This window comes from Mitsuaria sp. RG, assembly GCF_028369275.1.
Lineage (GTDB): Bacteria > Pseudomonadota > Gammaproteobacteria > Pseudomonadales > Pseudomonadaceae > Aquipseudomonas > Aquipseudomonas peradeniyensis.
Genome location: NZ_JAQMYQ010000007.1, coordinates 77695 through 102708 on the forward strand (window position 1 = coordinate 77695; position 25014 = coordinate 102708).

At 65.9% G+C, this 25014-nt stretch carries 18 protein-coding genes and 1 riboswitch; of the genes, 7 read left to right on the forward strand and 11 right to left on the reverse strand.

The window, feature by feature from the left end; translation table 11 throughout:
* Nucleotides 1-159 precede the first annotated feature (159 nt).
* The 3 genes from dxs to POF53_RS06325 form a co-directional block, all read right to left on the reverse strand.
* Nucleotides 160-2055: a 1-deoxy-D-xylulose-5-phosphate synthase gene (gene dxs, locus POF53_RS06315; RefSeq protein ID WP_232856655.1), complete on the reverse strand. Its 1896-nt coding sequence runs from the start codon at nt 2053-2055 to the stop codon at nt 160-162.
* Nucleotides 2056-2281: 226 nt separating this feature from the next.
* The gene (gene ispA, locus POF53_RS06320; RefSeq protein ID WP_203650076.1) at nt 2282-3169 is read right to left on the reverse strand and encodes a (2E,6E)-farnesyl diphosphate synthase; all 888 of its coding nucleotides are present in this window, start codon (nt 3167-3169) and stop codon (nt 2282-2284) included.
* On the reverse strand, nt 3166-3408 hold the full coding sequence (locus tag POF53_RS06325) for an exodeoxyribonuclease VII small subunit (RefSeq protein ID WP_028690287.1): 243 nt from the start codon (nt 3406-3408) through the stop codon (nt 3166-3168). Before POF53_RS06325 ends, ispA begins: the two co-directional genes overlap by 4 nt.
* 220 nt (nt 3409-3628) lie before the next feature.
* Here POF53_RS06325 and POF53_RS06330 point away from each other — a divergent pair, with 220 nt between their 5' ends.
* The 3 genes from POF53_RS06330 to POF53_RS06340 are packed head-to-tail and all read left to right on the forward strand — an operon-like array spanning nt 3629 to nt 7362.
* Nucleotides 3629-5044 carry an MBOAT family O-acyltransferase gene (locus tag POF53_RS06330; protein WP_203650078.1) on the forward strand — a complete coding sequence of 472 codons (1416 nt, stop codon included), beginning with the start codon at nt 3629-3631 and terminating at the stop codon, nt 5042-5044.
* On the forward strand, nt 5031-6167 hold the full coding sequence (locus POF53_RS06335) for a DUF459 domain-containing protein (RefSeq protein WP_244670950.1): 1137 nt from the start codon (nt 5031-5033) through the stop codon (nt 6165-6167). The genes POF53_RS06330 and POF53_RS06335 overlap by 14 nt, the downstream gene beginning before the upstream one ends.
* Nucleotide 6168: 1 nt before the next feature.
* Nucleotides 6169-7362 (forward strand): SGNH/GDSL hydrolase family protein, encoded by a 1194-nt coding sequence (locus POF53_RS06340; RefSeq protein WP_267813329.1) that lies wholly within the window; start codon nt 6169-6171, stop codon nt 7360-7362.
* 160 nt (nt 7363-7522) lie between these two features.
* Here the strand turns inward: POF53_RS06340 and ribB are convergent, their stop codons facing one another.
* Nucleotides 7523-8173 carry a 3,4-dihydroxy-2-butanone-4-phosphate synthase gene (ribB, locus tag POF53_RS06345; RefSeq protein WP_203650081.1) on the reverse strand — a complete coding sequence of 217 codons (651 nt, stop codon included), beginning with the start codon at nt 8171-8173 and terminating at the stop codon, nt 7523-7525.
* A gap of 80 nt (nt 8174-8253) precedes the next feature.
* Nucleotides 8254-8395, reverse strand: a riboswitch (FMN riboswitch).
* Nucleotides 8396-8431: 36 nt separating this feature from the next.
* A complete protein-coding gene (rtcR, locus tag POF53_RS06350) occupies nt 8432-10015 on the reverse strand; it encodes an RNA repair transcriptional activator RtcR (RefSeq protein WP_232856650.1) in 1584 nt (527 codons plus the stop codon).
* 605 nt (nt 10016-10620) lie between these two features.
* On the opposite strand from rtcR, the gene POF53_RS06355 reads away from it, so the two are divergent.
* Genes POF53_RS06355 through POF53_RS06365 form a run of 3 tightly spaced genes read left to right on the forward strand, consistent with a single transcriptional unit; the run spans nt 10621 to nt 13827 of the window.
* The gene (locus POF53_RS06355; RefSeq protein ID WP_498966919.1) at nt 10621-11745 is read left to right on the forward strand and encodes a slipin family protein; all 1125 of its coding nucleotides are present in this window, start codon (nt 10621-10623) and stop codon (nt 11743-11745) included.
* 39 nt (nt 11746-11784) lie between these two features.
* Entirely contained in the window at nt 11785-12990 is a 1206-nt protein-coding gene (locus tag POF53_RS06360; RefSeq protein WP_498966868.1) for an RtcB family protein, read from the forward strand.
* A gap of 39 nt (nt 12991-13029) precedes the next feature.
* Entirely contained in the window at nt 13030-13827 is a 798-nt protein-coding gene (locus POF53_RS06365) for a nucleotidyltransferase domain-containing protein (protein WP_498966870.1), read from the forward strand.
* Between the two features lie 311 nt (nt 13828-14138).
* Here the strand turns inward: POF53_RS06365 and POF53_RS06370 are convergent, their stop codons facing one another.
* The 6 genes from POF53_RS06370 to POF53_RS06395 all read right to left on the reverse strand — a co-directional run bounded on the left by POF53_RS06370 (nt 14139) and on the right by POF53_RS06395 (nt 21205).
* A complete protein-coding gene (locus POF53_RS06370) occupies nt 14139-15041 on the reverse strand; it encodes an alpha/beta hydrolase (RefSeq protein ID WP_498966872.1) in 903 nt (300 codons plus the stop codon).
* A gap of 68 nt (nt 15042-15109) precedes the next feature.
* The gene (locus POF53_RS06375) at nt 15110-17338 is read right to left on the reverse strand and encodes a TonB-dependent siderophore receptor (RefSeq protein ID WP_498966874.1); all 2229 of its coding nucleotides are present in this window, start codon (nt 17336-17338) and stop codon (nt 15110-15112) included.
* A gap of 83 nt (nt 17339-17421) precedes the next feature.
* Nucleotides 17422-18759 (reverse strand): HAMP domain-containing sensor histidine kinase, encoded by a 1338-nt coding sequence (locus tag POF53_RS06380; RefSeq protein ID WP_232856644.1) that lies wholly within the window; start codon nt 18757-18759, stop codon nt 17422-17424.
* Nucleotides 18759-19451, reverse strand: a complete 693-nt coding sequence (locus POF53_RS06385; RefSeq protein ID WP_232856643.1) for a response regulator transcription factor — start codon at nt 19449-19451, stop codon at nt 18759-18761. Before POF53_RS06385 ends, POF53_RS06380 begins: the two co-directional genes overlap by 1 nt.
* A 289-nt stretch (nt 19452-19740) precedes the next feature.
* Nucleotides 19741-20673: a FecR family protein gene (locus POF53_RS06390; protein ID WP_498966877.1), complete on the reverse strand. Its 933-nt coding sequence runs from the start codon at nt 20671-20673 to the stop codon at nt 19741-19743.
* Entirely contained in the window at nt 20666-21205 is a 540-nt protein-coding gene (locus POF53_RS06395; RefSeq protein ID WP_232856641.1) for a sigma-70 family RNA polymerase sigma factor, read from the reverse strand. Before POF53_RS06395 ends, POF53_RS06390 begins: the two co-directional genes overlap by 8 nt.
* 170 nt (nt 21206-21375) lie before the next feature.
* On the opposite strand from POF53_RS06395, the gene POF53_RS06400 reads away from it, so the two are divergent.
* The gene (locus POF53_RS06400) at nt 21376-24306 is read left to right on the forward strand and encodes a TonB-dependent receptor (protein ID WP_269806775.1); all 2931 of its coding nucleotides are present in this window, start codon (nt 21376-21378) and stop codon (nt 24304-24306) included.
* Nucleotides 24307-25014: the final 708 nt, after the last annotated feature.

Below are 25014 nucleotides of genomic sequence, written 5' to 3' on the forward strand. Positions count from 1 at the left end.
GCTCCCACAGGATCTCCACAGACCTTGAATACTGTGCAGTCCCGCTCCCACAGGATCTCCACAGACCTTGAATACTGTGCAGTCCTGCTCCCACAGGATCTCCACAGACCTTGAATACTGTGCAGTCCCTGTGGGAGCGGGTTTACCCGCGAAAGGGCCCTAGAGGCCGAGCTTGGCCATCCGGGCTTTGACGGAGGCTTCGATCCCCGCGACATCCAGCCCACATTCAGCCAACATCTGCGCAGGCTTGGCATGCTCGACATAGATGTCCGGCAGACCCAGGTGCAGCAGTGGCTTGACCACGCCCTCGCGGGCCAGGAACTCGCCGACGGCAGCGCCGGCGCCGCCCATGATGGCGTTTTCCTCGATGGTCACCAGCAGCTCATGGCTGGCGGCCATCTCCAGCACCAGGGCCTCGTCCAGCGGCTTGACGAAACGCATGTCGACCACGCTGGCGTCGATCTGCTCGGCCACCTGCAAGGCTTCGGTCAGTTGCACGCCGAACACCAGCAGGGCGACCTTGCCGCCCTGGCGGCGGATCACGCCCTTGCCGATCTCCAGTGGTTCCAGATCGCCGCTGATCGGCGCGTTGGGGCCGGTGCCGCGCGGGTAGCGCACGGCGGCCGGGCCCTTGTAGTGGTGGCCGGTGCTAAGCATCTTGCGCAGCTCGTTCTCGTCGCTGGGGGTCATCACCAGCATGCCGGGGATGCAGCGCAGGTACGAGAGGTCGTAGGCGCCGGCGTGGGTCGGGCCGTCCTCGCCGACCAGGCCGGCGCGGTCGATGGCGAACAGCACATCGAGGTCCTGCACCGCCACGTCGTGGATCAGCTGGTCATAGGCGCGCTGCAGGAAGGTCGAGTAGATCGCCACCACCGGCTTGGCGCCCTCGCAGGCCATGCCCGCGGCAAAGGTCACCGCGTGCTGTTCAGCGATGGCGACGTCGAAGTAGCGCTCGGGATAGCGTTCGCTGAAGTCGATCAGGTCCGAGCCTTCCTTCATTGCCGGGGTGATGCCCACCAGGCGGTTGTCGGCGGCGGCCATGTCGCACAGCCACTGGCCGAACACCGAGGCGTATTTTGGCCCGCTGGCTTTTTTCGGCGCGACCGGCTTGTCGGCCGGCTCCAGCTTGGTGATCGCGTGGTAGCCGATCGGATCGACCTCGGCCGGGGCGAAGCCCTTGCCCTTCTTGGTCACCACATGCAGGAACTGCGGGCCCTTGAGGTCGCGCATGTTGCGCAGGGTGGCGATCAGGGTCGGCAGGTCGTGGCCGTCGATCGGGCCGATGTAGTTCCAGCCCAGTTCCTCGAACAGGGTGCCGGGCACCAGCATGCCCTTGGCGTACTCTTCGGTGCGACGGGCGATCTCCCAGGCCCCGGGCAGGCGTGACAGCACTTTCTTGCTGCCCTCGCGCATGCTGGCGTAGGTGCGGCTGGAGAGGATCTTGGCCAGGTAGTTGGACAGGCCGCCGACGTTGCGCGAGATCGACATGTCGTTGTCGTTGAGGATGACCAGCATGTTGGCATCCACTTCCTGCGCGTGGTTCAGCGCCTCGAAGGCCATGCCGGCAGTCAGCGCGCCGTCGCCGATCACGGCGATCGACTTGCGCGGATCGTTCTGCAGGCGGGCGGCGATGGCCATGCCCAGCGCGGCGCTGATCGAGGTGCTGGAATGACCGACGCCGAAGGTGTCGTACTCGCTCTCGCTGCGGCGCGGGAAGGCGGCGATGCCGTCCTTCTGGCGCAGGCTGAGCATGCGCTCGCGGCGGCCGGTGAGGATCTTGTGCGGATAGGCCTGGTGGCCGACGTCCCACACCAGCCGGTCGTCCGGGGTGTCGAAGACGTAGTGCAGGGCGATCGTCAGTTCGATGACGCCCAGGCCCGCACCAAAATGCCCACCGGTCTGCCCCACGGTATAGAGCAGGTCCTGGCGCAGCTCGTCGGCCAGGGTCTCCAGGTCGGCTTCGGCCAGCCGGCGCAGGCCGGCGGGCGTGTCGGCGCGGTCCAGCAAAGGCGTGACCGGGCGTTCGCGGGGGATCTCTTGAAACGTCGTGGGCATCAGGCGTGTCGTTATAGGTGTGAAGACGCGGCAGTTTACCCCATTGTAGGAAAAGCTGCCCATTCGGACGGGTGTGCAGGAAGCTCAATGCAACACGGATCCTGTAGGAGCGGCCTTGTGCCGCGAAAGGGCTGCGTAGCGGCCCCAGGATTTCAGCGTTGACGCAAAGATTGCCGGGGCCGCTTTGCGGCCCTTTCGCGGCACGAGGCCGCTCCTACAGGGGGACTTAGTGACGGCGTTCGACGATGTAGCGGGCCAGCGCCCGCAACGGCTCGGCGTTGTCGCCAAAGCCTTGCAGCGCGGCCAGCGCCTGGTCGCGCAGCTCCACGGCATAGGCCTTGGCCGCCTCCAGCCCGAGCAGCGCCGGGTAGGTCGGCTTGTCGCGGGCGATGTCGGCGCCCTGGCGTTTGCCCAGGGTGGCGGTGTCGCTCTCCACGTCGAGGATGTCGTCCTGCACCTGGAACGCCAGGCCGATGGCCTGTGCATAAGTCTGCAGGGCATCGAGCTGGGCCTGATCGGCGCGGGCGCTGGCCAGGGCGCCGAGGCGCACGCTGGCTTCGATCAGCGCGCCGGTCTTGTGCCGGTGCATGTATTCCAGGGCTTGCTGGTCCAGCTTGACGCCCACCGAGCCGAGGTCGATGGCCTGGCCGCCGACCATGCCGGCGGGACCGGCGGCCTTGGCCAGGGTCTGGACCATCTGCAGGCGGATAGCGTCGGACTGCGGGCTCAGGCGTGGCTCGAGCAGAGCACTGAAGGCCAGGCTCTGCAGGCCGTCGCCGGCGAGGATCGCGCAGGCTTCGTCGAACGCCTTGTGGGTGGTGGGCTGGCCGCGACGCAGGTCATCGTCGTCCATCGCCGGCAGGTCGTCATGCACCAGCGAGTAGGCGTGGATCAGCTCCACCGCGCAGGCCGCGCCGTTGGCTTGCTCGGGCGGCACGCCGAAGGCTTCGCAGGCGGCATAGGCCAGCAATGGGCGCACGCGCTTGCCGCCGTTCATCACGCTGTAGCGCATCGCGGCATAGAGGCGTTCAAGCTCCTTCGACGGCGCCTGGAACAGCGGTTCGAGGGCGGCATCGACCCGTGCCTGGGCGCTTTGCTGGTACTGGGCGATCATGCCTCGGGCTCCGCGTCGAACGGCTGGGCAGCCAGCTCGCCGTCACGCTCCAGCAGGATCTGCACCTTCTGCTCGGCCTGGGCCAGGGCGCCCTGGCAATCGCGGGTCAGGGCGATGCCCTGTTCGAAGGCGGCCAGCGACTCTTCCAGCGACAGTTCGCCGTTCTCCAGGCGCTCGACCAGGGCTTGCAGGTCGGCGAGGGATTGTTCGAAATCGATGGAGGTTTTTTTGCGGGCCATGGCGACTGTCTCGGTGGCGTTCAGAACGGCGCGACACTAGCAGAGCGGGGCAGGGGGAGCAAATTGCGTGGGCCTATCGTTCGTCGCATTTTGTTGCACTTGTCTGGCGCAAGCCATCTTGCAATCCGTCATGCAATCGAATTGTGGGGGTGGCGGCCCTCTGCCATAATCCGCGCGCTCTGGCCTGCGGGTCAAAGACCTTCCTCCCCGACGTCATGTAATGGACTACGTTGTGAGCTTCCTCTCGATCGAATTCGGCCTCTGTTTCACGCTGTTCTTCCTGCTCTATTGGAGCCTGTGCTGGAGCGTGCGGTTGCAGAACCTGCTGCTCCTGACCGCCAGCTACGGCCTGGTGGCGAGCTTCAGCCTGCAGTCGCTGTACATCCTGCTGGGCTACAGCACGCTGGTGTACCTGCTCGGCCAGCTGGCGGGGCGCTATCCCGGGCGCTGGTTCAGCCGCGTGCTGCTGCTGACGCTGGTGCTGGGCTGCTTCTACCTGTTCAAGTACCAGGCGTTCTTCGTCGAAGGCGCGCAGGCCGCGCTGGCCACTGCCGGGTTCGACGTGGCGCTGCCGCTGCTGGAAGTGCTGGTGCCGATCGGGCTGTCGTTCTACACCTTCCATTCGGTCAGCTACCTGGTGTCGATCAACCGCCGCGAGCTGGCGCCGGTGCCGCCGCTGGACCTGGCCTTGTACCTGGCGTTCTTCCCCAGCCTGGTGGCCGGGCCGGTCAACCGTGCCCTGCACATGCTGCCGCAGATCCGCCCGCCGGCCATGCGCCAGGTGCTGGAACCGCAGCGGGCGCTGGGGCTGATCGCCATGGCGGTGGTCAAGCTGTTCTTCCTCAGCGCCTGGCTGGGCAGCGAGTGGGTCGACCCGGTGTTCGACACCCCGGGCAGCGCCAGCCCCGAGCAGGTGCTGCTGAGCGTGTACGGCTACAGCTTGCTGATCTACTTCAACTTCAGCGGCTACACCAACCTGGTCACCGGCATCGCCCTGTTGCTGGGCTTCCGTCTGCCGGACAACTTCGACGCGCCGTACGCCGCGCACAACCTCAAGGAATTCTGGGGGCGCTGGCACATCAGCCTGTCGCGCTTCATCCGCGACTATGTGTACATCCCGCTGGGCGGCAACCGCAAGGGCGTATGGCGCGGCAACCTGAACATGCTGCTGGCGATGCTGGTGTCCGGCCTGTGGCACGGGGCGAGCGTGAACTTCATCATCTGGGGCGCCCTGCATGGCGTCGGCCTGGCCATTTCCAAGCTGTTCAGCCAGTGGTTTCCGGGTTTCGCGCGGCTGCCGGGTTCGGGCCTGATGGCGCGGTTGATGACTTTCCACTACGTGGCCTTCGCCTGGATCTTCTTCCGCAGCCCGACGCTTGAGGGCGCGATGGAGATGCTCGGCAACATCGCCCAGCTGAGCCTGGCGGGCCTGAACAGCGCCACGGGCCTGATGCTGCTGGCCTGTGTGTTGTTCGTGGCCAGTTATCCCCAGTGGCTGGCGCTGTTGCGCCAGAGTGGCGCGCTGTTCCAGCGCCTGCCGTGGCAGTTGTACCCGATCCCGCTCGGGGTCGGTGTGTCGCTGGTGATTTTCGCTTCGCAGTCGGGCGTGCCGGGGTTCATCTATGCAAGCTTCTGATAGCAAACAGCTGTTCCAGGTGCAGATGGGCGCCGCCCGTGGCTTGTATGCGATCGTGGTCACCACCGCGTTGCTGTTCTGGCTGAACCAGGACTCGATCAAGCTCTATTGCCAGCAGAAATACCACCAGAGCTGCGAGATACCGCTGCTGGGCCAGCTGCCGGCCTGGCGCTTGGGTGCGCAGTTGACGGCGATGCTGGAGGCGCAGCGCGATGACCTGCTCGAGCAACTGCTGCCCGCGCCGCAACTGGCCGAGGGGCCGGCGATCGAGGTGATGCCTGCGCCGATGCCGGTGGTCACGGTCGATCTGCAAACCCCGGCGGTCCTGGCCAAACCGCTGCCACCGGTATCGACGCCCGCGCATGCACAGCCGACGCCTGCGCCGGTTCATGCGCCAGCCCCGGTCGCTGTCGCCCAGCCTGTGCCGCCTACACCTGCACCGGCATTGTTGCAGCCGGGGACTGTGGCCTCGCTGGTCGCTGGTGACGAAGTGTTCCTGGTCGGCGACTCGCTGATGCAGGGCGTGGCGCCGCACCTGGCCAACAGCCTGCGCAAGCGTTACCAGATCCGCACCGTCAACCTCAGCAAGCAGAGCACCGGCCTTGCCTATCCGGGCTTCTTCAACTGGCCGAAGACCGTGGCCGACACCCTCGATCACGAACCGAACGTGCGCTTGATGGTGGTGTTCCTAGGCCCCAACGACCCCTGGGACATGCCCCAGGGCAAGGGCAAGCCATTCCTGCGCTTCAAGTCGCCGGAGTGGGAGGTCGCCTACCGTGCCCGTATCGATTCGATCCTCGAACAGGCGCGCACGCACAACGTGCAGGTGATCTGGGTCGGGCCGCCGAACATGGAGAAGGCGCGACTGTCCACGGCCATGGGCTACCTCAGCGGGCTCTACCAGGAGCAGACCGCGCTGTTCGGCCAGCATTACATCTCGGCCAACCCGATCCTCGGCTACACCGACGCCAACTTCTCGTATACGGTGCAGACACCGCAGGGCAAGCGGGTCAAGGTGCGGGTCGACGACGGCATTCATTTCACCATCACAGGCCAGAAGATGATCGCCGAACAGGTTCTGTCGCTGATCAGCTTTCCGGGCCTGACCGTTACAGGACATTGAGATGCGCCAATGGCATCACCTGCTGGGCCTGGCCCTGCTGATCAGCGCCGCGCCGGGTTGCAGTACCGGCGCCAACAGCGTGAGCGCCCAGCCCACGGCCCGGCCCGCCGCCGCGCCTGCCGCCCGTCAGGACGGCAACCTCGCCTTGCTCGCCGGCAAGCTGCGCAATGCCGGCCGGGCGCCGGTTGCCATCGTCCAGCTGGGTGACTCGCACACCGCCGCCGACCTGTTCAGCGGCGAGCTGCGCAAGCTGTTGCAGACGCGCTACGGCGACGGCGGCATCGGCCTGGTGCCGGCTTCGCCGGTGCCGGGGATCCGCAACGACCGGGTGATCATCAAGAGCGAGAGGCGCCAGTGGGAGCTGGTGTCGGCGCGCAACCAGCAAAGCCCGCAGTTCCCGTTGGGGGGCTACCTGTCGCTGCCGTTGGCCAATCGCGCCAGTGTTGTGTTGCAGGCGCGTGATGAGGACCGCCAGCGCTACAAGGTCTCGGCGTTGTACCAGTCGACCACCAGTGCCAGCCTCTTCGTCAATGGTGGCCAGCGCCGCGTGCTGCCGGCGAGCAATGGCCAGTGGCGCTTCAGCCCGGCCTACGCCAATGTCGGCCTGCCGGTGCAATTGAGTGTCGAGGGTGGCCGGGGTGTCGCGCTGGGGGGCTGGTACATCCAGGGGCAGAAGAATGCCGGGGTGACCTACTCGGCGCTGGGCATCAACGGTGCGCGCCTGGACGTGGTGGACAAGTGGCAGCCGGGTTGGCGTGACAGCCTCAAGGCCGTGCGGCCTGACCTGGTGATCCTGGCCTACGGCACCAATGAAGCGTTTGACGACAAGCTCGACCTGGCGCTGTACCAGACGCAACTGGAGGCGACCCTCGTCGGCCTGCGCAAGGACCTGCCCCAGGCGGCAATCCTGCTGGTCGGGCCGCCGGACTCGATCAAGCAGCGCAAGGCGCGCAGCTGTGCGGCGCGCCAGCCTCAACCGTTGGCCTCGGTGATCCGTATCCAGAAGCAGATGGCGCAGAAGTACAAGGCGCTGTTCTGGGATTGGCAGGGGTTCATGGGCGGGCCGTGCTCGATTGCCGGCTGGCAGGCGGGCGGGCTGGCGCGGCCGGATCTGGTGCACCTGACGGCTGATGGCTATCGCAAGAGTGCGGCGGGGTTGTATGAGTTTTTGAAGGGGCCGTTGGGGTTGCGTTGACGGCAGCTTGATCGGCATTGGGCTTTAGATTGTTGGGGCTGCTTTGCAGCCCTTTCCGGCCGGTCCGACGCCTCGGCGAGGCCGCTCCTACAGGGGATCGTAATTTCCTGTAGGAGCGGCCTTGTGCCGCGAATGGGCCGCACAGCGGCCCCAAGATGATTCAGGCGATCTCTGCTTCCAGCTCGACCATCGCCTCGCGATAGCGCGCCAGTTCCTCGATGGTCAGCACCGGCAGGTTGTACTGGCGGGCATACACCGCCACCTGCTCGCCGCGGGCCATGCTGCCGTCGGGGTTCATCAGTTCGCACAGCACCGCCGCCGGGCGCAGGCCGGCCAGGCGGGCCAGGTCCACCGAGCCTTCGGTGTGGCCGCGACGGGTCAGCACGCCGCCATCGCGGGCGCGCAGCGGGAACACGTGGCCTGGGCTGACGATATGACGTTCCTGCGCGGTCGAGCGCAGCGCGGCTTCGATGGTGGTGATGCGGTCCTGTGCCGACACACCGGTGCTGACCCCTTCGGCGGCTTCGATGGTGACGGTGAAGCCGGTGCCATGGCGGGCCTGGTTATTCTGCACCATCGGCGCCAGCTGCAGGGCGTCGACGGTGGCTTCGTCAAGGCACAGGCAGACGATGCCGCTGCAGTCGCGGATCATCATGGCCATGGTCTGCAGCGAAAGGTTCTCGGCGGCGGCGACGATATCGGCTTCGTCCTCGCGGTCGTCGTCGTCGAGCAGCAGCACGGGTCGCCCGGCCTGGAAGGCGGCGATGGCGGCGCTGACATTGGGGAATTGCTTGTTGAGCATGGTGGACATGAAACGCTCCTCGTGAATGATCGATGAACGTCTCGGGGCGAACAAAATGCGCGCGCAGGGGTGCCCGGACGGCCCCTGCCAAACGCCTTCTTTCATCCGGACTATGACCGTCGGCCCTGGAATCTCACCAGGTCTGCTGACCCCCGGCATGGCCGGAGCGCTCGCGGGCTCATCTTTCGATTTACCGCCGGTGGGGACTTTCACCCCGCCCTGAAGACCGGCCAAGCATACCCCACTGTGCCAGCGGGCTGGCAAGCCCTACGACTTTAGTTGCTGCCAGTCCAGTCCGAAGCGCGCCAGGTACTTGCGCAGGCGGTCGGCATCGTTGGGGTTGGCCTTCTCCTGGCGCGATACCGCGAACAGCTGGCGTCCGGCTTCTGACAGGCTCGGCGCGCGGCGGCAGACGTCGATCACCGCCTGCAACTGCACCTGGTCGAACAGGTCCAGCTCGCGACCTGTGAGCAGTGGTTCGGTGTTCGGTTCCAGGCCCCAGGCGTAACGCAATCGACCGATCTCCTCCTCGACCAATGCCTCGTCGATACGCCCGCTGTCGGCCAGGGTCGCCATGCGCGTGATCGACGCCGACAGCTCGCGGAAGTTGCCGGCCCAGCGTGCCTCGCCGGAATGGGCGAAGGCCAGGTAGCGGCGCTTGGCCTCGAGGTTGAAGCGCACCTGGCGGCCTTGTTCGCGGGCATGGCGCTGCAACTCGAAATCAAGGTTCGGCTCGATGTCCTCGCGGCGTTCGGCCAGGCCCGGGAGGGCGAAGGTCCACAGGTTGATGCGGGCGAACAGGTCCTCGCGGAACGAGCCGTCGGCGACCTTGGCGCGCAGGTCGCGGTGGGTGCCGGCGATCAGCTGGAAGTCGCTTTCCACTTCGCGGTCGGCGCCCAGCGGGAAGAAGCGTTTTTCCTCGATGGCCTTGAGCAGCATGGCCTGTTCGTCAGCGCCCAGTTCACCGATCTCGTCGAGGAACAGCATGCCGCCGTCGGCGGCGCGCAGCAGACCGTCGCGGGCGTTCTGGGCGCCGGTGAAGGCGCCCTTGGCGTGACCGAACAGGGTCGACATGGCGCCGTCGCCGCGCAGGGTGGCGCAGTTCACCTCGATGAAACGCCCGCCCAGTTGGTGGCGGCCGCGCTTGAGTTCATGGACGCGGCGGGCCAGGAACGACTTGCCGGCGCCGGTCGGGCCGACCAGCAGCATGGGCGCCTTGGAGCGCAGGGCGACCCGCTCGATCTGCTCGATGGTGCGGTTGAAATCCGGGTTGCGCGTGGCGATGCCGGACTTGAGCAGCGACTGCCCCTCGACCTGCTCGCGGCGAAAGCGCGAGGCGATCGGGTCGTAGCGCGACAGGTCGAGGTCGATCAGCGTGGCGATGCCGGCCGGGTCGCTGTTTTCATCCTGCTTGCGCGAGGGCGAGGTCTGCACCAGGCGCGCCGGCAGGTAGCGGGCTTCGGTGAGCAGGAACCAGCAGATCTGCGCGACGTGGGTACCGGTGGTGATATGCACCAGGTAGTCCTCGCGCTCGGTGTCGAAGGTATAGCCGCTGGCGAAGTCGTGCAGGGCGCCGTAGACCTCCTCGAAGTCCCAAGGGTTGCGCAGCGCCAGCGGGTGCAGGCGCACTTCGGTGTCGGGCGAGACCAGCTGGATGTCGGCGCGAATCCGCTCGGCCAGGCCGAGGTCGCGGGCGCCGGGGCCGTGGATAAGTTCCAGGCGGTCCAGGGGCAGGTCGGCTTGCTGGCACAGGCCGATGGTTGGCCGCCAGCGGTTCCAGCGTGCGGCGCCCTTGCCGTTGCGGTCGAGGGTGGTGCCGAGGAAACCGATGGCGACGAGGGGCTTGGTCATCCGTGATTATCCAAAAAGATAAGTATGTATCTCAGGATATACGAAAAATGAAATCGGCATGACGCGTTGCAATACACAGGCTAACGCGCAACAAAAAATAAATACTTATAAATCAAATAGTTAAAAGATTTTTCAAGAGCGAATGAAAACCTGGCACGCCGCTCGCTATATCCCTCTCGACCGCATCGCCAGGCAGGCCCTCGGGTCAGGGGATCAACCCCCGCCGGTGCACGTACCCACCTTCAGGTGTCGGTGTCGTGCATGCCGCCGCCGCAACGACCGGTCATTGCGGCGCAAGCCTGTGAACAGGCTTGCGAGGCGCTCGCCGGGCCACGTCTCGGCAATACCCTCCACGGTAGCTACACCCGCAACACCCGCAGGTGGGGCACAGGCAACGCAACCAGGGCCAGGACGGCCCGCCACTGCGAAGGAAGCCTGAGCCACCGCTGGTTCACCCGGCCCGCCGGCCGGACCAGGCGCAACGATGGCGGCCGCCGGAGCAATCGCTCCCAGCCCCGGACTCCGCCAGGTTTCGCCCACGGCGCTCGGTGAGTCGGCGACCACCCGCAGCCAAGGACATTGATAAAAGGATGAGCAAGATGAAACTGTTGAAACGCTTTGTGGTGAAGAAAAACGAACGCGGCCTGTTGATGAGCGAAGGCGACTTCGTGTCGATCCTCGAGCCTGGCCAGTACCAGCGTTTCGACTGGCAAGACCGGCTGACAGTGACCACCTTCAGCCTCCAATCCCCGCTGTTTGACCACCCGCTGGCGCAATACCTGCGTGGGCATGAGTCGGCACTGGTCGAGCAGTATTTCGAAGCCATGGACCTGGCGCCGCACGAGGCCGGGCTGCGCTTCGAGGACGGCCGCCTGGTTGAGTTGCTGGCCCCCGACAGCCGCCGCCTGTACTGGAAAGGTCAGGTCGAACATGGCTTGCAGCGCATCGACCTTGATCAGGGACGGCGCCTGGACGACGAACTGGTGGTTCGCCTGAACCGCCCCGGCGTGGCCGGCACGGACCTGGTCCTGCTGGCGCTGGTGCCGGCCTTCCATGTCGGCGTGCTGAAGATTGATGGCGTGGTGGCCGGGTTGCTCGAGCCAGGCCGGCATGGCTACTGGCGCTGCGGCAGCCAGGTAGCGGTGGAGATGGTCGACACCCGCCTGCAGGCGTTGGAGGTCAACGGCCAGGAGATCCTCACCCGCGACAAGGTCAGCCTGCGCTTGAGCCTGGTGGCCAACTGGCGCTACACCGATGTGCTTGGCGCCCACGGACAGATGAGCAAGCCGGTGGAGCACCTGTACCGCGAGCTGCAGTTCGGCTTGCGTGCGGCAGTGGGTACCCGCACCCTCGACGAGCTGCTGGAAGACAAGCAGTCCATCGACGGTAGCGTCACCGAGCACCTGCTGGCGCACCTGCAAGGCAGTGGCCTGGAGGTGAGCAGCCTGGGGGTGCGCGACATCATCCTGCCGGGCGAAATGAAGACCCTGCTGGCACAGGTGGTGGAGGCGGAAAAGGCCGCCCAGGCCAACGTGATCCGGCGCCGCGAGGAAACCCAGGCGACCCGTTCGCTGCTCAACACCGCCAAGGTGATGGAAGGCAACCCGACGGCCCTGCGCCTGAAGGAGCTGGAAACCCTGGAGCGGGTGGCCGAGCGCATCGACCGGATTTCGGTGTTCGGTGGCCTGGATCAGGTATTGAATGGAATGGTCAGCCTCAAGGCGGGTTGACCCTTTGCGACACGACGTAGCGCAACAAGGAACAAGGCAATGAACATACTCGAAGTGGCGGGCGGCAAGCCGATCAAACTGTGGACCGACGGTGTACCGGTCGAGGACGACGCCCGCAAGCAACTGATGAACACGGCGAAGATGCCGTTCATCTTCAAGCACCTGGCGGTGATGCCGGATGTGCACCTGGGCAAGGGCTCGACCATCGGCAGCGTGATCCCCACCGTGGGCGCGATCATTCCGGCGGCGGTGGGGGTGGACATCGGCTGCGGCATGATCGCCGCGCGCACCTCGCTGCACGCCCGCGACCTGCCGGACAACCTGCACGGCCTGCGCACGGCCATCGAGAAGGCCGTGCCCCATGGCAAGACCTTCGGCCGTCGCGACCAGGGCGCCTGGGACACTGTGCCGGACCAGGCCGACCAGGTGTGGAGCGGCCTGGCCGGACGCTTCAAGGCGATCACCAACAAGCACCCGCGGCTGGAGAAGACCAACAACCGCCAGCACCTGGGGACACTGGGTGGCGGCAACCACTTCATCGAAGTCTGCCTGGACGAGGCCGACCGCGTCTGGTTCATGCTGCACAGCGGCTCGCGTGGTGTCGGTAACGCCATCGGCAACCTGTTCATCGAACTGGCCCAGGCCGACATGCGCCAGCACATGGTCAACCTGCCGGACCGGGACCTTGCGTATTTCGAGGAGGGCAGCCGGCACTTCGCCGACTATGTCGAGGCGGTCGAGTGGGCGCAGGACTTCGCCCGGCACAACCGCGAGCTGATGATGCAGGCGGTGGTTGCCGCCACCCGCAAGGTGCTGGGCAAACCGTTCGAGGCCAGCCTCGAGGCGGTCAACTGCCACCATAACTATGTGCAGAAGGAACAGCACTTCGGCCGTGAGGTGCTGGTGACCCGCAAGGGCGCGGTGTCGGCGCAGAAGGGCCAGCTGGGCATCATTCCCGGTTCCATGGGTGCCAAGAGCTTCATCGTCCGGGGCCTGGGTAACGAGGAATCGTTCTGCTCGTGCAGTCACGGCGCAGGCCGGGTGATGAGCCGCACCAAGGCCAAGAGCCGCTTCACCGTCGAGGACCAGCAGCGCGCCACCGCCCATGTGGAGTGCCGCAAGGACAAGGATGTGATCGACGAGATCCCGATGGCCTACAAGGACATCGATGCGGTGATGCAGGCCCAGCGGGAGTTGGTCGAGGTGGTGCACACCCTGCGCCAGGTGGTGTGCGTGAAAGGTTGAAACGGGCGCCGCGTGGCGCCCTGTACAAGGAACGAAGACATGTATCAGGACGACTCCCACCCATTGCCCGAGGCCATGCGCGCCCGGGTGCTCGATGAGCTGCAACGTATCGAGCGCGAGCACGAGGTGACCGTGCTTTATGCCTGCGAGTCCGGCAGCCGTGCCTGGGGTTTCGCTTCGCCGGACAGCGACTACGACGTACGCTTCGTCTACGTGCCGCGCAACGACTGGTACCTGCGGGTGGACGAGCCTCGCGATGTGATCGAGCGGCCGCTCTGCGACGAGCTGGACATCAGCGGCTGGGAGCTGCGCAAGACCCTGCGCCTGATGCGCGGCGCCAATCCGAGCCTGCTCGAGTGGCTGGGCTCGCCGCTGGTGTACCGCGCCGACGCCGAAGCCGCCGGTCGCCTGCGCGAGCTGGGCGAGGCGTTCTACTCGCCGCGCGCCGTGCGCCACCACTACCTGTCGATGGCACGCAAGAACCTGCGTGGCTACCTGATGGGCGAGACGGTGCGCTTCAAGAAGTACCTGTATGTGCTGCGGCCGTTGCTGGCGGTGCGCTGGATCGACCAGGGGCTGGGCATGCCGCCGACGGCGTTCGCCGCGTTGATGGCGCGTACTGTCGATGATCCGCGACTGCAGGCGGCGATCGACGCACTGCTGGCTGTGAAACGACGCAGCGGCGAGGCCGAGCACGGACCTCGGGACGAGGTGCTGCATGGGTTCATCGAGGCCGAGCTGGCGCGAGCCGATGAGGTGCGGGAGGTGCCGGTGACGCGTGGTGACAGCGGGTTACTGGATGAGTTTCTGCGGGACACCGTGCGCCAAGCTGGATAAGGGGGCACGGCATCTATAGGAGCGGCTTCAGCCGCGATTACCCGCGAAGCGGGTGCCAGACACCGCACAGCTTGCATCGCGGCTAAAGCCGCTCCTACAACAAGCCCTTTCAAGGTTTTTGCGATTTTTTGGGTATGACCGCTCAATTCGAGATTGCCGGGGCTGCTTTGCAGCCCTTTCGCGGCACAAGGCCGCTCCTACAGGCGACCGCGCGCCCTGTAGGAGCGGCCTTGTGCCGCGAAAGGGTCGCAAAGCGACCCCGGCAACGCCAAGCCGAGCGCCAATTCTCAACACCTTGAAAGGAATGGCTCTTACAACGGATTACGGCTCACTGAGCTGGACATCCTGTCCATCACGAACCGCAGCGAGGCCGGCAGCATTGGCCCGTGGTCCAGGCCATCGAATGGCTGGAAGGCTACTGACAATCCCTTCACCCCGGCCAGACTGGCCACCAGCTCCTGGGCCGCTCGTTGTACATCACCCGACACCGGCCCACGCGGATTGGCCGGTTCTTGCGTGCCGCGCATCAGCAGCAGGCTTGTTCGGTGGCTGCCCAGCCGCCCCTGCAACCCGTGCACCTCGGCCACGATGGCGCCGTCGTTCCACCACAACGATGGGCTGGCCGCCGCATAGTCGCTGAACAGCCATGGGCGGGTGAATAGCGTATGCAGCACCGCCAGCCCGCCATAGGAGTGACCCCAGAGCGTCTGCCGTTGCGGGTCGACGGGCGCGACAGCGGCGACCATCGGGCGCATGCGCTGTTCCAGCAGGTCGAGGAACTCATCGGCACCACCGCTGGCCTGGCCAGTCAGGGGGTCGCGTTGCTCGGCCAGCCCGGGCACTACGGGGGTGTAGTCGTAGGTGCGAGCCGCACGCTCGATGCGTTGGTCTGTCTGGTAGCCGATGGCGACCAGCAGCGGTGCCTGGCCGCCGGCGAGCGCCTGCAGTTGCGGTGGCTCAAGGGCGCTGATGGCGGCGTTGCCGTCGAGCATCCACAGCACCGGGTAACCGCTGGCGGGGGCCGGGCGTCGGGGCTGGCCGATCCACAGGCGGTAATGGCGCTGGCCGTCGCGCGAATCCAGGTCGAGGTGGCTGAAGCGATAGGCCAGGTCCTGGCGCTGCAGCAAGGTGTGGTCCATCTTCTGCTCGGGATGCGGCTGGGCCAGGGCCGAACTGCTCAGCAGCAGTGCCAGGACAAGGGAAAGGATCTTCATCGGGCGTTCTCGTGAGGTCTTCCATGACAAGCCGCCGCGGCATCGTCGAGTGCAGCGGCGGCACGGGTTCAGAAGGAGGCGGTCAGGCTGGTGTAGAGGGTGCGCCCGGGTTCGTTGTAGGTGGCTGCGCCCGCGCCCTCGATACCGTTCACTGCCTGGGCGTTGCCGGCCCGGTACAGGCGTTTGTCGAACAGGTTGTCGATGCCGGCGGTCACGCTCAGGTTTTTAGTGAGCGCATAGGTGCCGCTGGCGCCGACCAGCGCGTAAGGGGCCACCTGGTCGTTGGCGGTGCCGGTGACCCGCTTGCCCTGGTAGTCGTACTTCTTCGGCGTCTGCTTGCCGTACCAGGCCACGCTCAGCTGCAGTGACAGGTCGTCGGAGGCTTGCCAGTCGAGCATCGAATTGAGCGTGTAGGCCGGGGTCACCGACAGGGTCTCGCCGGTGGTCTTGTTCTTCGACTGCAGCATGTAGGTGAAGTTGTTGCTCCACTTCAGCTGTTCGCTCAGCGGGATGGTCAGGGTGCCCTCGAGTCCCTCTACCAGTGCCTTGGGGATGTTCTCCCACTGGTAGAGGGTGGCATTGGCGTTGAGGCCTGCGCCACCGGATGCCTGGCCGATGCCGCTCAGGCCCGAGTCGATCTTGTTCTTGTAGTCGTTGCGAAAGTACGTCAGGCCGGCGACCCAGCCGTTGTCCTGGAACTCGATGCCCAGTTCCTTGTTGACGCTGGTCTCGGCCTCCAGATGCGCGTTGCCCTGCAGGTAGCAGCTGGTGCTCTGCCCGTAGCAGCCCTGGCCACGGCTGTAGAGCAGGTAGTCGGGGTTGAGCTGGTACAGGTTCGGCGCCTTGTAGGCGCGGGCGATGCCGGCCTTGAGCGTCAGGGTGTCGGTCAGCGCGTGGGACAGGTTGAGCGACGGGCTCCAGTTGTCGCCGACGATGCTGTGGTGATCGAAGCGCAGCGCCGGAGTGAGCATGGTGCCGGGCAGCAGTTCGATGTTGTCCTCGGCGAACAGCGAGAAGATCTGCGCCTGGCTGCTGGTGCTGCGGCCGTTGCTGGCCAGGCCGGGCACGCTGCCGCCTTCGCTGGTGGTCTGGGTATTGGCGCTGGGGTCGTCCAGTTTCTGCTGGCTCCACTCGCTGCCCAGGGTCAGGGTCTGGTCGCGCCAGGCGTGCAGTGGCAGGTTGAGCTCACCGTGGGCGGTCAGGTCGCGCAGCGTCGAGGTGTAGAAGTCGGTGTTGCTGAAGATGCCTTCGGTGCCGCCGGCCAGGCCTTCGTTGATGCGCTGGTTGCGGGTCTTCTCGTATTGCAGGAAGGCCATGCTGCTGCCGAAGTCCCAATCGCCACGGTGGGTGATGGCGAAGTTCTCGCGGTAGAGAATGTTGGTCTCCTTGCCGAGCATGCTTTTGACGTTGGCATTGGAGTTGGTGTTCTGCGTATCGCCCGCGTACAGGTTGCCCTGGCGGCTGAAGCCGGCTTCGAGCTCCAGGGTCTGCTCCGGGGTCAGGCGCCAGCTCAGCAGGCCGTTGAGGTCCTTGTTGCGCACGCCTTCGCGGCCGGCGGGCAGGGTGCCGGCCTGGGTGCCGGTGCGCGCGGACTGGTGGCCAGCGTTGATGTCCCAGTCGTCCGCGTCGGTCTTGGCCACGTTGCCGTAGACCCGGTAGCTGAGGGTGTCGGTCAGTGGGCCGTTGAGGCCGAAGCTCACGCGCTTGGTGGCGCCTTCGTCACCGTGCTGCGGGAAGTTCTGGTACACGGTCATGTTGCCGTGGGTCTCTCCCGCCGGTTGCTTGGTGATGATGTTGATCACCCCGCCCATGGCCCCGGAACCGTAGCGCGCCGCCGCCGGGCCGCGGATCACCTCGATGCGCTCGACCTGGTCGGCCGGCACCCAGTTGGTGTCGCCGCGCGAGTCACGTTCGCCGCGCCAGCCGTAGCGCACCGAGCTGCGGCTGCTGACCGGCTTGCCGTCGACCAGGATCAGGGTGTTTTCCGGGCCCATGCCGCGGATGTCGATCTGCCGGTTGTTGCCGCGCTGGCCGCTGGTGGAGTTGCCGGTCAGGTTGACCCCCGGCATGGTGCGGATGATCTGCGACAGGTCATTGGCCGGTGGTCGTTTCTGGATGTCCTCGGCGGTGATGACCGACACCCCCGGCGCCTGCTTGGTCTCCTCCAGGGCGGTGGCCACCACGTTCTGGCTTTCCAGCACGATCGGTTCTGGCTGGTTGGCGGCCTGCACGGCGCTGCTCAGCAGGCAGCTGGACAGCAGCAGGAAGGGGGCGAAAGGAAGCGGGCGGGGCGACATGTGTGATCTCCGGCACGGCGGGCTGAATTCAAGAGATCACAAATAGTAATAACTCCTATTTGAGAGTAAAGCGCATTAACTTTCTAAACACTTTCGCTGGCCGGCAGCAGCAGGTGCAGGCATAGCCCGGGATGGCCATTGCTTGCCCACAGGCGTCCGCCCTGCAACTCAATGGCGCGCCGGGCAATGGCCAGGCCCAGGCCGAAGCCGGCGCCGCTGCCGGGCAGGCGGTGGTAGGGCTGGAAGATCTGCTCGAGTTCGTCCTCCGCTACCCCAGGTCCTTGGTCGCGCAGGCACAAGTGCCAGAAGGCACCCTCGCGCCAACCGTCCAGGCTGACCCGGCCGGTGGCGGGCGAGTGGCGGATGGCATTGCGCAGCAGGTTTTCCAGGGCCTGGGCCAGGCTGTCCAGGTGCGCCTGGACCTGGCAGTCGAGCCCGAGCAAGCAGGGCAGCCGTTCGACCGGCCAGCCGCTTTCGAAGCAGCTGTCCTGGACCAGCGCCTCCCAGACCGAGAGCACCAGTACCGGTTCGGTCGCCAGTTGCGGCCGCTCGGTGTCCAGCCAGGCCAGGTCGAGGGTGTTCTCCAGCAGTTTCTGCATGTCGTCCACTTCGCGGTCCAGGCGCTGGCGTAGCAGTTCCGCCGGTAGTTCGCTGTCGTGGGCGATGCGCAGGCGCGCCAGCGGGGTGCGCAGTTCGTGGGACAGGGTACGCAGCAGCAGGCGTTGCTGGTCGAGGCTTTTGCGCAGGCGCACGGCCATGTGCTCGAAGGCCTGGGCCAGCTCGCCCAGCTCGTCGCGACGTTCCTGCAGGGGCAGGCCGGGGCTGTCCAGATCGTCGGCGCGCAGGGCGTCGGCACGGTCACGCAGGCGGTTGAGCGGCACGACCAGGTGGCGGTAAAGCGCCAGGCCCAGCAGCAGGGCGAGCAGGGCGGGGGCCACGCCGTGGGTGATCACGTGGGTCCAGGGTGTCAGGCCGGTGGGCAGCAGGTGTTCGGGGAGCTGGATGACCAGGCGGCCGTCCTCGGGGTGTTCGGGGAAGGCGATGCTCACGTATGGCAGCTCGTCCTGCAGGCGCCGGCTCATCGGCCAGTCGAGCTTGCGCATGAAGGTAAGGCGGCTGGCTTCATCGGCGTTCAGCGGGGTAGTGCCGAGACTCTGCAGATGGGGGCCGATGATGGCGACCCAGGTGTCCTCCTCGGTTTCGAGCCGACGGCGCAGGCGTTCCACGCCATCGGCTCCCTCCGCGTGCCAGGCCTGCTCGGCCTGTTCGGCGAAGCCGGCGAGGAACACCCGGTCGGCGGGGGCGAGGAAGTAGGTGCTGCGTTCGACCGACAGGCCCCAGGTCCAGATCAGCCAGGTCAGCAGCAGGCAGAAGCACACCTGCAGCAGCGCCAGCTTCCACAGCAGCGGATGACGGCGCATCAGCTGCTGCCCGCATCGACCAGGATATAGCCCTGGCCGCGCACGGCCTGGATCTCCAGGTGTCCGGCGCCGATGGCGCCGAGCTTGCGGCGCAGGTTGCACACATGCACGTCCAGGCCACGGTCGAGGCGGGTGTAGGCCCGGTGCAGGACGCTCTGGTACAGGAAGGCCTTGCTCAGTGCCTCGCCGGGATGGGCCTGCAGGGTCAGCAGCAATCGGTATTCGGAACCGGTCAGCCCGGCACTCTGGCCATGCTGGGCGACATCATGGTTGGCGGTATCGAAGGTCAGCGTGCAGGCGTTGCGTGGCGTGGGCGGGCGTCGGTCCAGCGCCACCCGGCGCAGCAGGGCATCGACCCGGGCATCCAGCTCGGCCAGGCTGAAGGGCTTGGGCAGGTAGTCGTCGGCGCCGCGGGTGAAGCCGCTGATGCGGTCCTGCTCGGCGCCCAGGGCCGACATCAGCATCACCGGTACCGCCTGGTGCCGGCGCAGTTCGTCGAGCAGGCTGAGGCCATCGATGCCGGGGAGCATGATGTCCAGCAGCAGCAGGTCGAAGGGCGCCTGGTGCATCGCGTTCAATGCCTGGGTGCCGTTCTCGCAGGCCTGGACGCTGAAGCCGCGACGCAGGAAGTGCTGTTCCAGGTCCTGGCGCAATCGGGGGTCGTCTTCGGCGAGGAGGAGTTTGGGGGGCACGGGGTGACCTTGATGAGAATTCATTGCAAATACGAATCATCCCATTGGCGATGGTGCCGGGGCAATGGCCGGATGCTGGCATTGCGTCGAGTGGTTCGTCACATAGCTCCCGTGGGCGCGGGCTTCACATGAATTATCGACCTGGAAGGGACCTGTGGGAGCGGCTTCAGCCGCGAACACCGGCGAAGCCGGTGCCATCCATCGAGTTGCTTGCTTCGCGGCTAAAGCCGCTCCCACAGGGTACGCGTTGGCCGCATAGTCGTAGGTTCCCTGCATGACAGCTGGGGGATCAGCGACTTATGAACATCCCACCAGCTTCGCTCCGCACTCGCAGGCCATGGCTCTCGCTCAGCATGGCCAGGGCCAGTGGCAGGTCATCGACCGGGAAGCTGCCGGAGACCCGCAGCTCGGCCACGGCCGGGTCGCAGACCAGGCGCTGGTCGGCGTAGCGCATCAGCTCCTGGGCCCACTGCAATAGCGGCATGTCGTCGACCACCAGCAAACCCCTGCGCCAGGCCAGCTGGGTGTCGCGGGCGGTTTCCACCAGGCCGAGCCGGTCGCGGTCGAAGCGTACCTGCGAGCCTGCGTGGATGACGCTGCCACGGCCAGCTTCGGGGGTGACGCGCACGGCGCCTTCATAAACCGCGAGCTGGGTCTCGTGAAGGAGCTGGCGCACGCTGAAGCGGGTGCCCAGCGCCTGCATCAGGCCGTGATCGGAGCGCACCCGCAACGGCCGCGACGGGTCCGTCGCGGTGACGATGTACACCTCGCCACGGCGCAGGTACAGCAGGCGCTCCTCGGCCGAATACAGCACACGCAGCTCGCTGTGACTGTTGAGCGTGACCTGGGTGCCATCGCTCAGCAGCAACTCGCGCCGTTCGCCCACTGCGGTCTGGTAGTCGACACCCTCCCGGGCCTGACGCCATGCCCACCAGCCCAGCGGGGCCGCGCCGATCAGCCCCAGCAGGCCACGCAGTACGGTGCGCCGGCTGCTGTCCTTCGGGCGAGCGAGGGTTTGCCGGGCGAGGGTCGGCGGCAGGGTGCCGAGGCGGGTCAGCAGGCGCTGGGCACGCTTCCAGGCGCGTTCGTGGTCCGGGTCGCGGCGCCGCCAACACTCCAGTTCGAGCTGCTGCGCCGGGGTCAGCGGGCCTTCCTGCATCAGCAGCAACCAGGCGGCGGCCTCGGCGAGCACGGCCTGGGCAATGGCGGGCTGGTTAGTCATCGGGCATCTGGCTCAGACAGGCCATGTAGCCCTCGTGGATGTACTTCTTCACCGTCGGCAGGGCGATGTTCAGCGCCTGCGCGATGTCTTTCTGCTTCATGCCGTCCAGGGTGGCCATCAGGAATGCCTGCCTGACCCGTGGGCGCAGGCCGTCGAGCACTGCGTCGATCTCGTGCAGGGTCTCGAGGATGACGCTCTGCTGCTCGGGCGACGGCTGCAGCGCTTCGGGCACCAGCGCCAGCGCTTCGAGCCAGGCCTGCTCCAGCGAATGACGGCGGCGCCAGCTGACCAGCACGCAGTTGGCGATACGGGTCAGGTAGGCGCGTGGCTGGCGCAGGGTATCGGGCTGGTTACTGTCGCGGCTGGCGAGCACGCGCACGAAGATGTCCTGGGCCAGGTCGTCGGCCACGCCACGCCCCCAGGAGCGCAGTCGATACGCCAGCCAGCCGCGCAACCAGGCGTGGTGCTCGATGTACAGCGTGGTCACGGCGCAGCGCTCGGCGGGCTGGGGCGGAGTATTGAAAAGGGTCATGGCGGGGAGGTGTCAGAGTGTAAATGCAAACAATTATCACTAGATTTGGCTAAATCACAAGATCAAGTGAAAATGCGAATCGCACGCATATACCTTTTTCGCCGTCATGCGACAGAAGGGGTGCAAGCCCGCATCGAGTGCCGGGCACTGACCTCACGAGCGAGAAAAGCATGCCCGCAATCCGTCGGCTTTCCCCTGTTTCGCGTCCTTCGCAACGCTTGTCCCCGATCAGCTTCGCCGTGCGTTGTGCGATGCTCGGCTGCCTGATGGGCACGGCTTCGAGCCTGGCTCAGGCCGCCGATGCCCCGGCCATGGCTTCTACCCGGCCCGACGATGCCACGCTGCGCGACTACGACATCGCCAAGGGCCCGCTGGGCACCGCGTTAAGCGTGTTCGCCAGCCAGTCGGGGCTGCTGCTGTCCTATGATCCCGAGCTGACCCGCGGCCGCGCCGCGCCGGCACTCAAGGGCCGCTACACCGTGCAGGAGGGGGCCCGGCGCCTGCTGGCCAACAGCGGCCTGCAACTGCTGTCGAACTCCCGGGGGGCCTATATCCTCATCCCGCAGGCCCAGGCATCGGCGATGGCGACGGAACTGACGCCGACCATGGTCGCGGCCAGCGAGTTGCTGGACCCACAGCGCGACACCTATCGCGCGCCACGCTCGACGGTGCACCTGTCGCGTGAGGACCTCGACCGCTTCAGCACCGTCTCGGTGGGCGACATGCTCAAGGGCGTGGCCGGCGTGCAGGTCGGCGACAGCCGCAACGGCGGAGCGCTGGACGTCAACATCCGCGGCATCCAGGGGCAGAGCCGGGTGGCGGTCAGGGTCGATGGCTCGGAGCAGGCGGTGGATGTCTACCGGGGCTACGGCGGCACCCAGCAGCGCAGCTACATCGACCCCGACCTGATCAGCAGTGTCACCGTGAACAAAGGCCCCAGCACTCGCTCGGGAGCGATCGGTGGCTCGGTGGAGATGAAGACCATCGGTGTCGATGACATCCTGGTCGATGGCAAGGATGTCGGCGTGCGCCTGACCGGCAACCTGTGGAACAACGGCGTGGAGCCCGAGCACCGCAACCGTAACTCCAGGGACGAGGACCTGAGCGCGGTGCCGCGTGACGAACGCGGTAGCCTGTTCGGCTCCAAGGCCGAGTCCGGCAGCGCCGCCTTCGGCTACTCCCACGAACGCTTCGACCTGGTGGCGGCCTATGCGCACCGTAACCAGGGCAACTACTTTTCCGGCAAGAAGGGCCAGGACCGCTACCGGCTCTACGACCGCGACGGTGACGAACAGCCGAGCGTCGCCAACACCTACAACGCCGGCGAGGAGGTGCTCAACTCGTCGTTCGAGACCGACTCCTACCTGCTCAAGACCACCTGGCGGCTGGCCGACGACCATACCCTGGACCTGAGCTACCGCCGCTTCGACGGGCACATGGGCGAGATCATGCCCTCGGACATCTTCCGCTACGGCACCGCCGGCATCTACCAGTACCCCACCAGCGAAATCCAGATCGACACCTACACTGCCCGCTACCACTACCTGCCCGAGGGCAATCCGTGGGTGGACCTCACCAGCAGGCTGTGGATGACCGACTCGAAGACCAGCACCCTCAGCGCGGCCTGGATGGCGCCCAAGTCGCAGCTGTACCGTACCGACCGCGCCTGGTCCCGCCAGGACAACCGCCGCATCGGCGGCGACCTGAACAACGTGTCGCGCTTCACCACAGCCCATGGTGATTTCAAACTCGACCTGGGCGGCGCCTTCCAGCTCGAGGACCTCCAGCCGCAAAGCAACGTGGTCTCCACCCAGCACGACATCAACGCCAACCGCATGTTGCGCGATGCCTCGCGTCAGGAGTTCAGCTTCAACGGCAACCTGGAATACAAACCCACTGAAACACTGACGCTGTGGGGCGGCGGCCGCTATGCCCACTACCAGACCAAGGACAACACCGTGCTGGCCGAGGCGCGCCGCGAAGAGCGGGAAATGCGCTGGATCACCGCCAGCAGCCCGGGGCACTGGGGCAGCATGACGTGGTTCCCCGACCAGAACGGCCAGTACACCGACGCCACCGACCCACGCCTGAACAACGGCATCGTCTTCGAGAACAGCAACGAGCCGTTCAATGGCGTGCCGTTCAACGAGTCCGGCGCGACCAACGTAGTGGTCCATCCCGAAAGTGTCAGCAACGTGGTCACCGGCTACGACTACACCCCGCAGGGCAAGAGCCGCGGCGGTGGCTTCGCGCCGGCCTTCGGTATCAATTTCGAGTTCCTGCCGGATACCTTCGTCTATGCCTCCTATACCGAGGGACTGCGCCTGCCGTCGCTGTTCGAGACCAGCCAGGGCACCCAGCAGGTCACCCCGGGCAAGCACCTCAAGCCCGAGCGCTCGCGCAGTTGGGAAGTGGGCGTGAGTGCCTTGCGCAGCGACCTGCTGACCGCCGGCGACGAGGCGTCGGCCAAGCTGGCCTGGTTCGACAACGACATCAAGAACTACATCACCCGCTACTACGACCCGAGCCCGGGCCTGTGGGGGCAGATGACCTTCAGCAACACCGACAGCTTCCACACCCGTGGGCTGGAACTGCAGTCGCACTACGATGCCGGGCGCGTGTTCGCCGACCTTTCGGCCACCTACTACCTGATGACCGAGACCTGCGACGCGGCCTTCGCCGCCAAGCTGCGCGCCAGCGCCAATCGCTACCAGCGCACCCAGGACACCCCGGACTGCACGTCGGGCAGCTACATGGGCTCGTACACCAACACCCAGAACCCGCCACGCTTCTCGGCCAACCTGCTCGGCGGGATGCGCTTCTTCGACGAGGCACTGACCGTGGGCGGGCGCATGACCTACAGCTCGGGACCCACCGCGCAGATGGACAAACCCTGGCAGACCGGCGCGACCACGCCGCAGATCGACTACCGCTCGGTGGCGTTGTTCGACCTGTTCCTCAAGTACAAGCTGCTGGAGCACACCGAGCTGAATGTGTCGGTGCAGAACCTGACCGACCGCTACTACCTGGACCCGCTGGCGCAGAGCTTCATGCCGGCGCCGGGACGTACCTGGCGGGTGGGGATGGTGGCGCGCTTCTGAGAGCGCCTGCCTTGTCCAGCGCCTTGGCCCGATAGTCGGGGTGGCTGGAGCCCGCCGCAACCCTTGCAGCCGAGCGCCGCCCGCGCGGCGTTCGATCTCAAGTGCGCTGCAACGCTAACCCCTGATACCCCGCATCGCCGCTAGCCAATTGCAATGCCGAGCAGGTCCCGACTGCTGCTCGGGCAATGGCCAGGGTGCGAGCGTTGCCCCCCCTGATATCGAGCAGCGCTGCCATATGTTTCGGCGGGCCTGCTGAATACAGGCGTGCCGGATAATAGATTGTGCTTTATCTCGCGCATCTGCTGCGTGCGATAGTCGCCTCGTTGCGCAGGGCTATCGATAATGGCTAAAGAGTGGCTTGTATTGTCTTGGCGCTCCGTTTAGTATCCGCGAATATTCTAAGTTAATAACTATTTCTTCTGTTGGCGTTCGTCCGGATTGGCCACGCCAAAACGCTTGGCGAGTACTGTGCACGCGGCTGCAATTCTCGGGTGTTATTGTGCGCTGCAGCGTCTATCCAGCCTGAGTTGGCATTTTCAAGTCATTGATTTTAAGTGTTTTTATGCTTGTTTTTGAGCCGGGCTTGTTGGTTCTGCTTTCAAGGTTGCTTTGGCTTGCTGCGCTCGGTTGCCTGGCAATTAAACTTACGAGTTTAGTTTGTTCGCGCCAGCGACTGACAAATTAAACTTTGCGGTTTAAAAGTGCCAA

Coding starts and splice junctions, on each gene's coding strand:
- dxs (WP_232856655.1), bottom strand. CDS start 2,055: ATGCCCACGACGTTTCAAGAGATCCCCCGCGAACGCCCGGTCACGCCT.
- ispA (WP_203650076.1), bottom strand. CDS start 3,169: ATGATCGCCCAGTACCAGCAAAGCGCCCAGGCACGGGTCGATGCCGCC.
- POF53_RS06325 (WP_028690287.1), bottom strand. CDS start 3,408: ATGGCCCGCAAAAAAACCTCCATCGATTTCGAACAATCCCTCGCCGAC.
- POF53_RS06330 (WP_203650078.1), top strand. CDS start 3,629: ATGGACTACGTTGTGAGCTTCCTCTCGATCGAATTCGGCCTCTGTTTC.
- POF53_RS06335 (WP_244670950.1), top strand. CDS start 5,031: ATGCAAGCTTCTGATAGCAAACAGCTGTTCCAGGTGCAGATGGGCGCC.
- POF53_RS06340 (WP_267813329.1), top strand. CDS start 6,169: ATGCGCCAATGGCATCACCTGCTGGGCCTGGCCCTGCTGATCAGCGCC.
- ribB (WP_203650081.1), bottom strand. CDS start 8,173: ATGTCCACCATGCTCAACAAGCAATTCCCCAATGTCAGCGCCGCCATC.
- rtcR (WP_232856650.1), bottom strand. CDS start 10,015: ATGACCAAGCCCCTCGTCGCCATCGGTTTCCTCGGCACCACCCTCGAC.
- POF53_RS06360 (WP_498966868.1), top strand. CDS start 11,785: ATGAACATACTCGAAGTGGCGGGCGGCAAGCCGATCAAACTGTGGACC.
- POF53_RS06365 (WP_498966870.1), top strand. CDS start 13,030: ATGTATCAGGACGACTCCCACCCATTGCCCGAGGCCATGCGCGCCCGG.
- POF53_RS06370 (WP_498966872.1), bottom strand. CDS start 15,041: ATGAAGATCCTTTCCCTTGTCCTGGCACTGCTGCTGAGCAGTTCGGCC.
- POF53_RS06375 (WP_498966874.1), bottom strand. CDS start 17,338: ATGTCGCCCCGCCCGCTTCCTTTCGCCCCCTTCCTGCTGCTGTCCAGC.
- POF53_RS06380 (WP_232856644.1), bottom strand. CDS start 18,759: ATGCGCCGTCATCCGCTGCTGTGGAAGCTGGCGCTGCTGCAGGTGTGC.
- POF53_RS06390 (WP_498966877.1), bottom strand. CDS start 20,673: ATGACTAACCAGCCCGCCATTGCCCAGGCCGTGCTCGCCGAGGCCGCC.
- POF53_RS06395 (WP_232856641.1), bottom strand. CDS start 21,205: ATGACCCTTTTCAATACTCCGCCCCAGCCCGCCGAGCGCTGCGCCGTG.
- POF53_RS06400 (WP_269806775.1), top strand. CDS start 21,376: ATGCCCGCAATCCGTCGGCTTTCCCCTGTTTCGCGTCCTTCGCAACGC.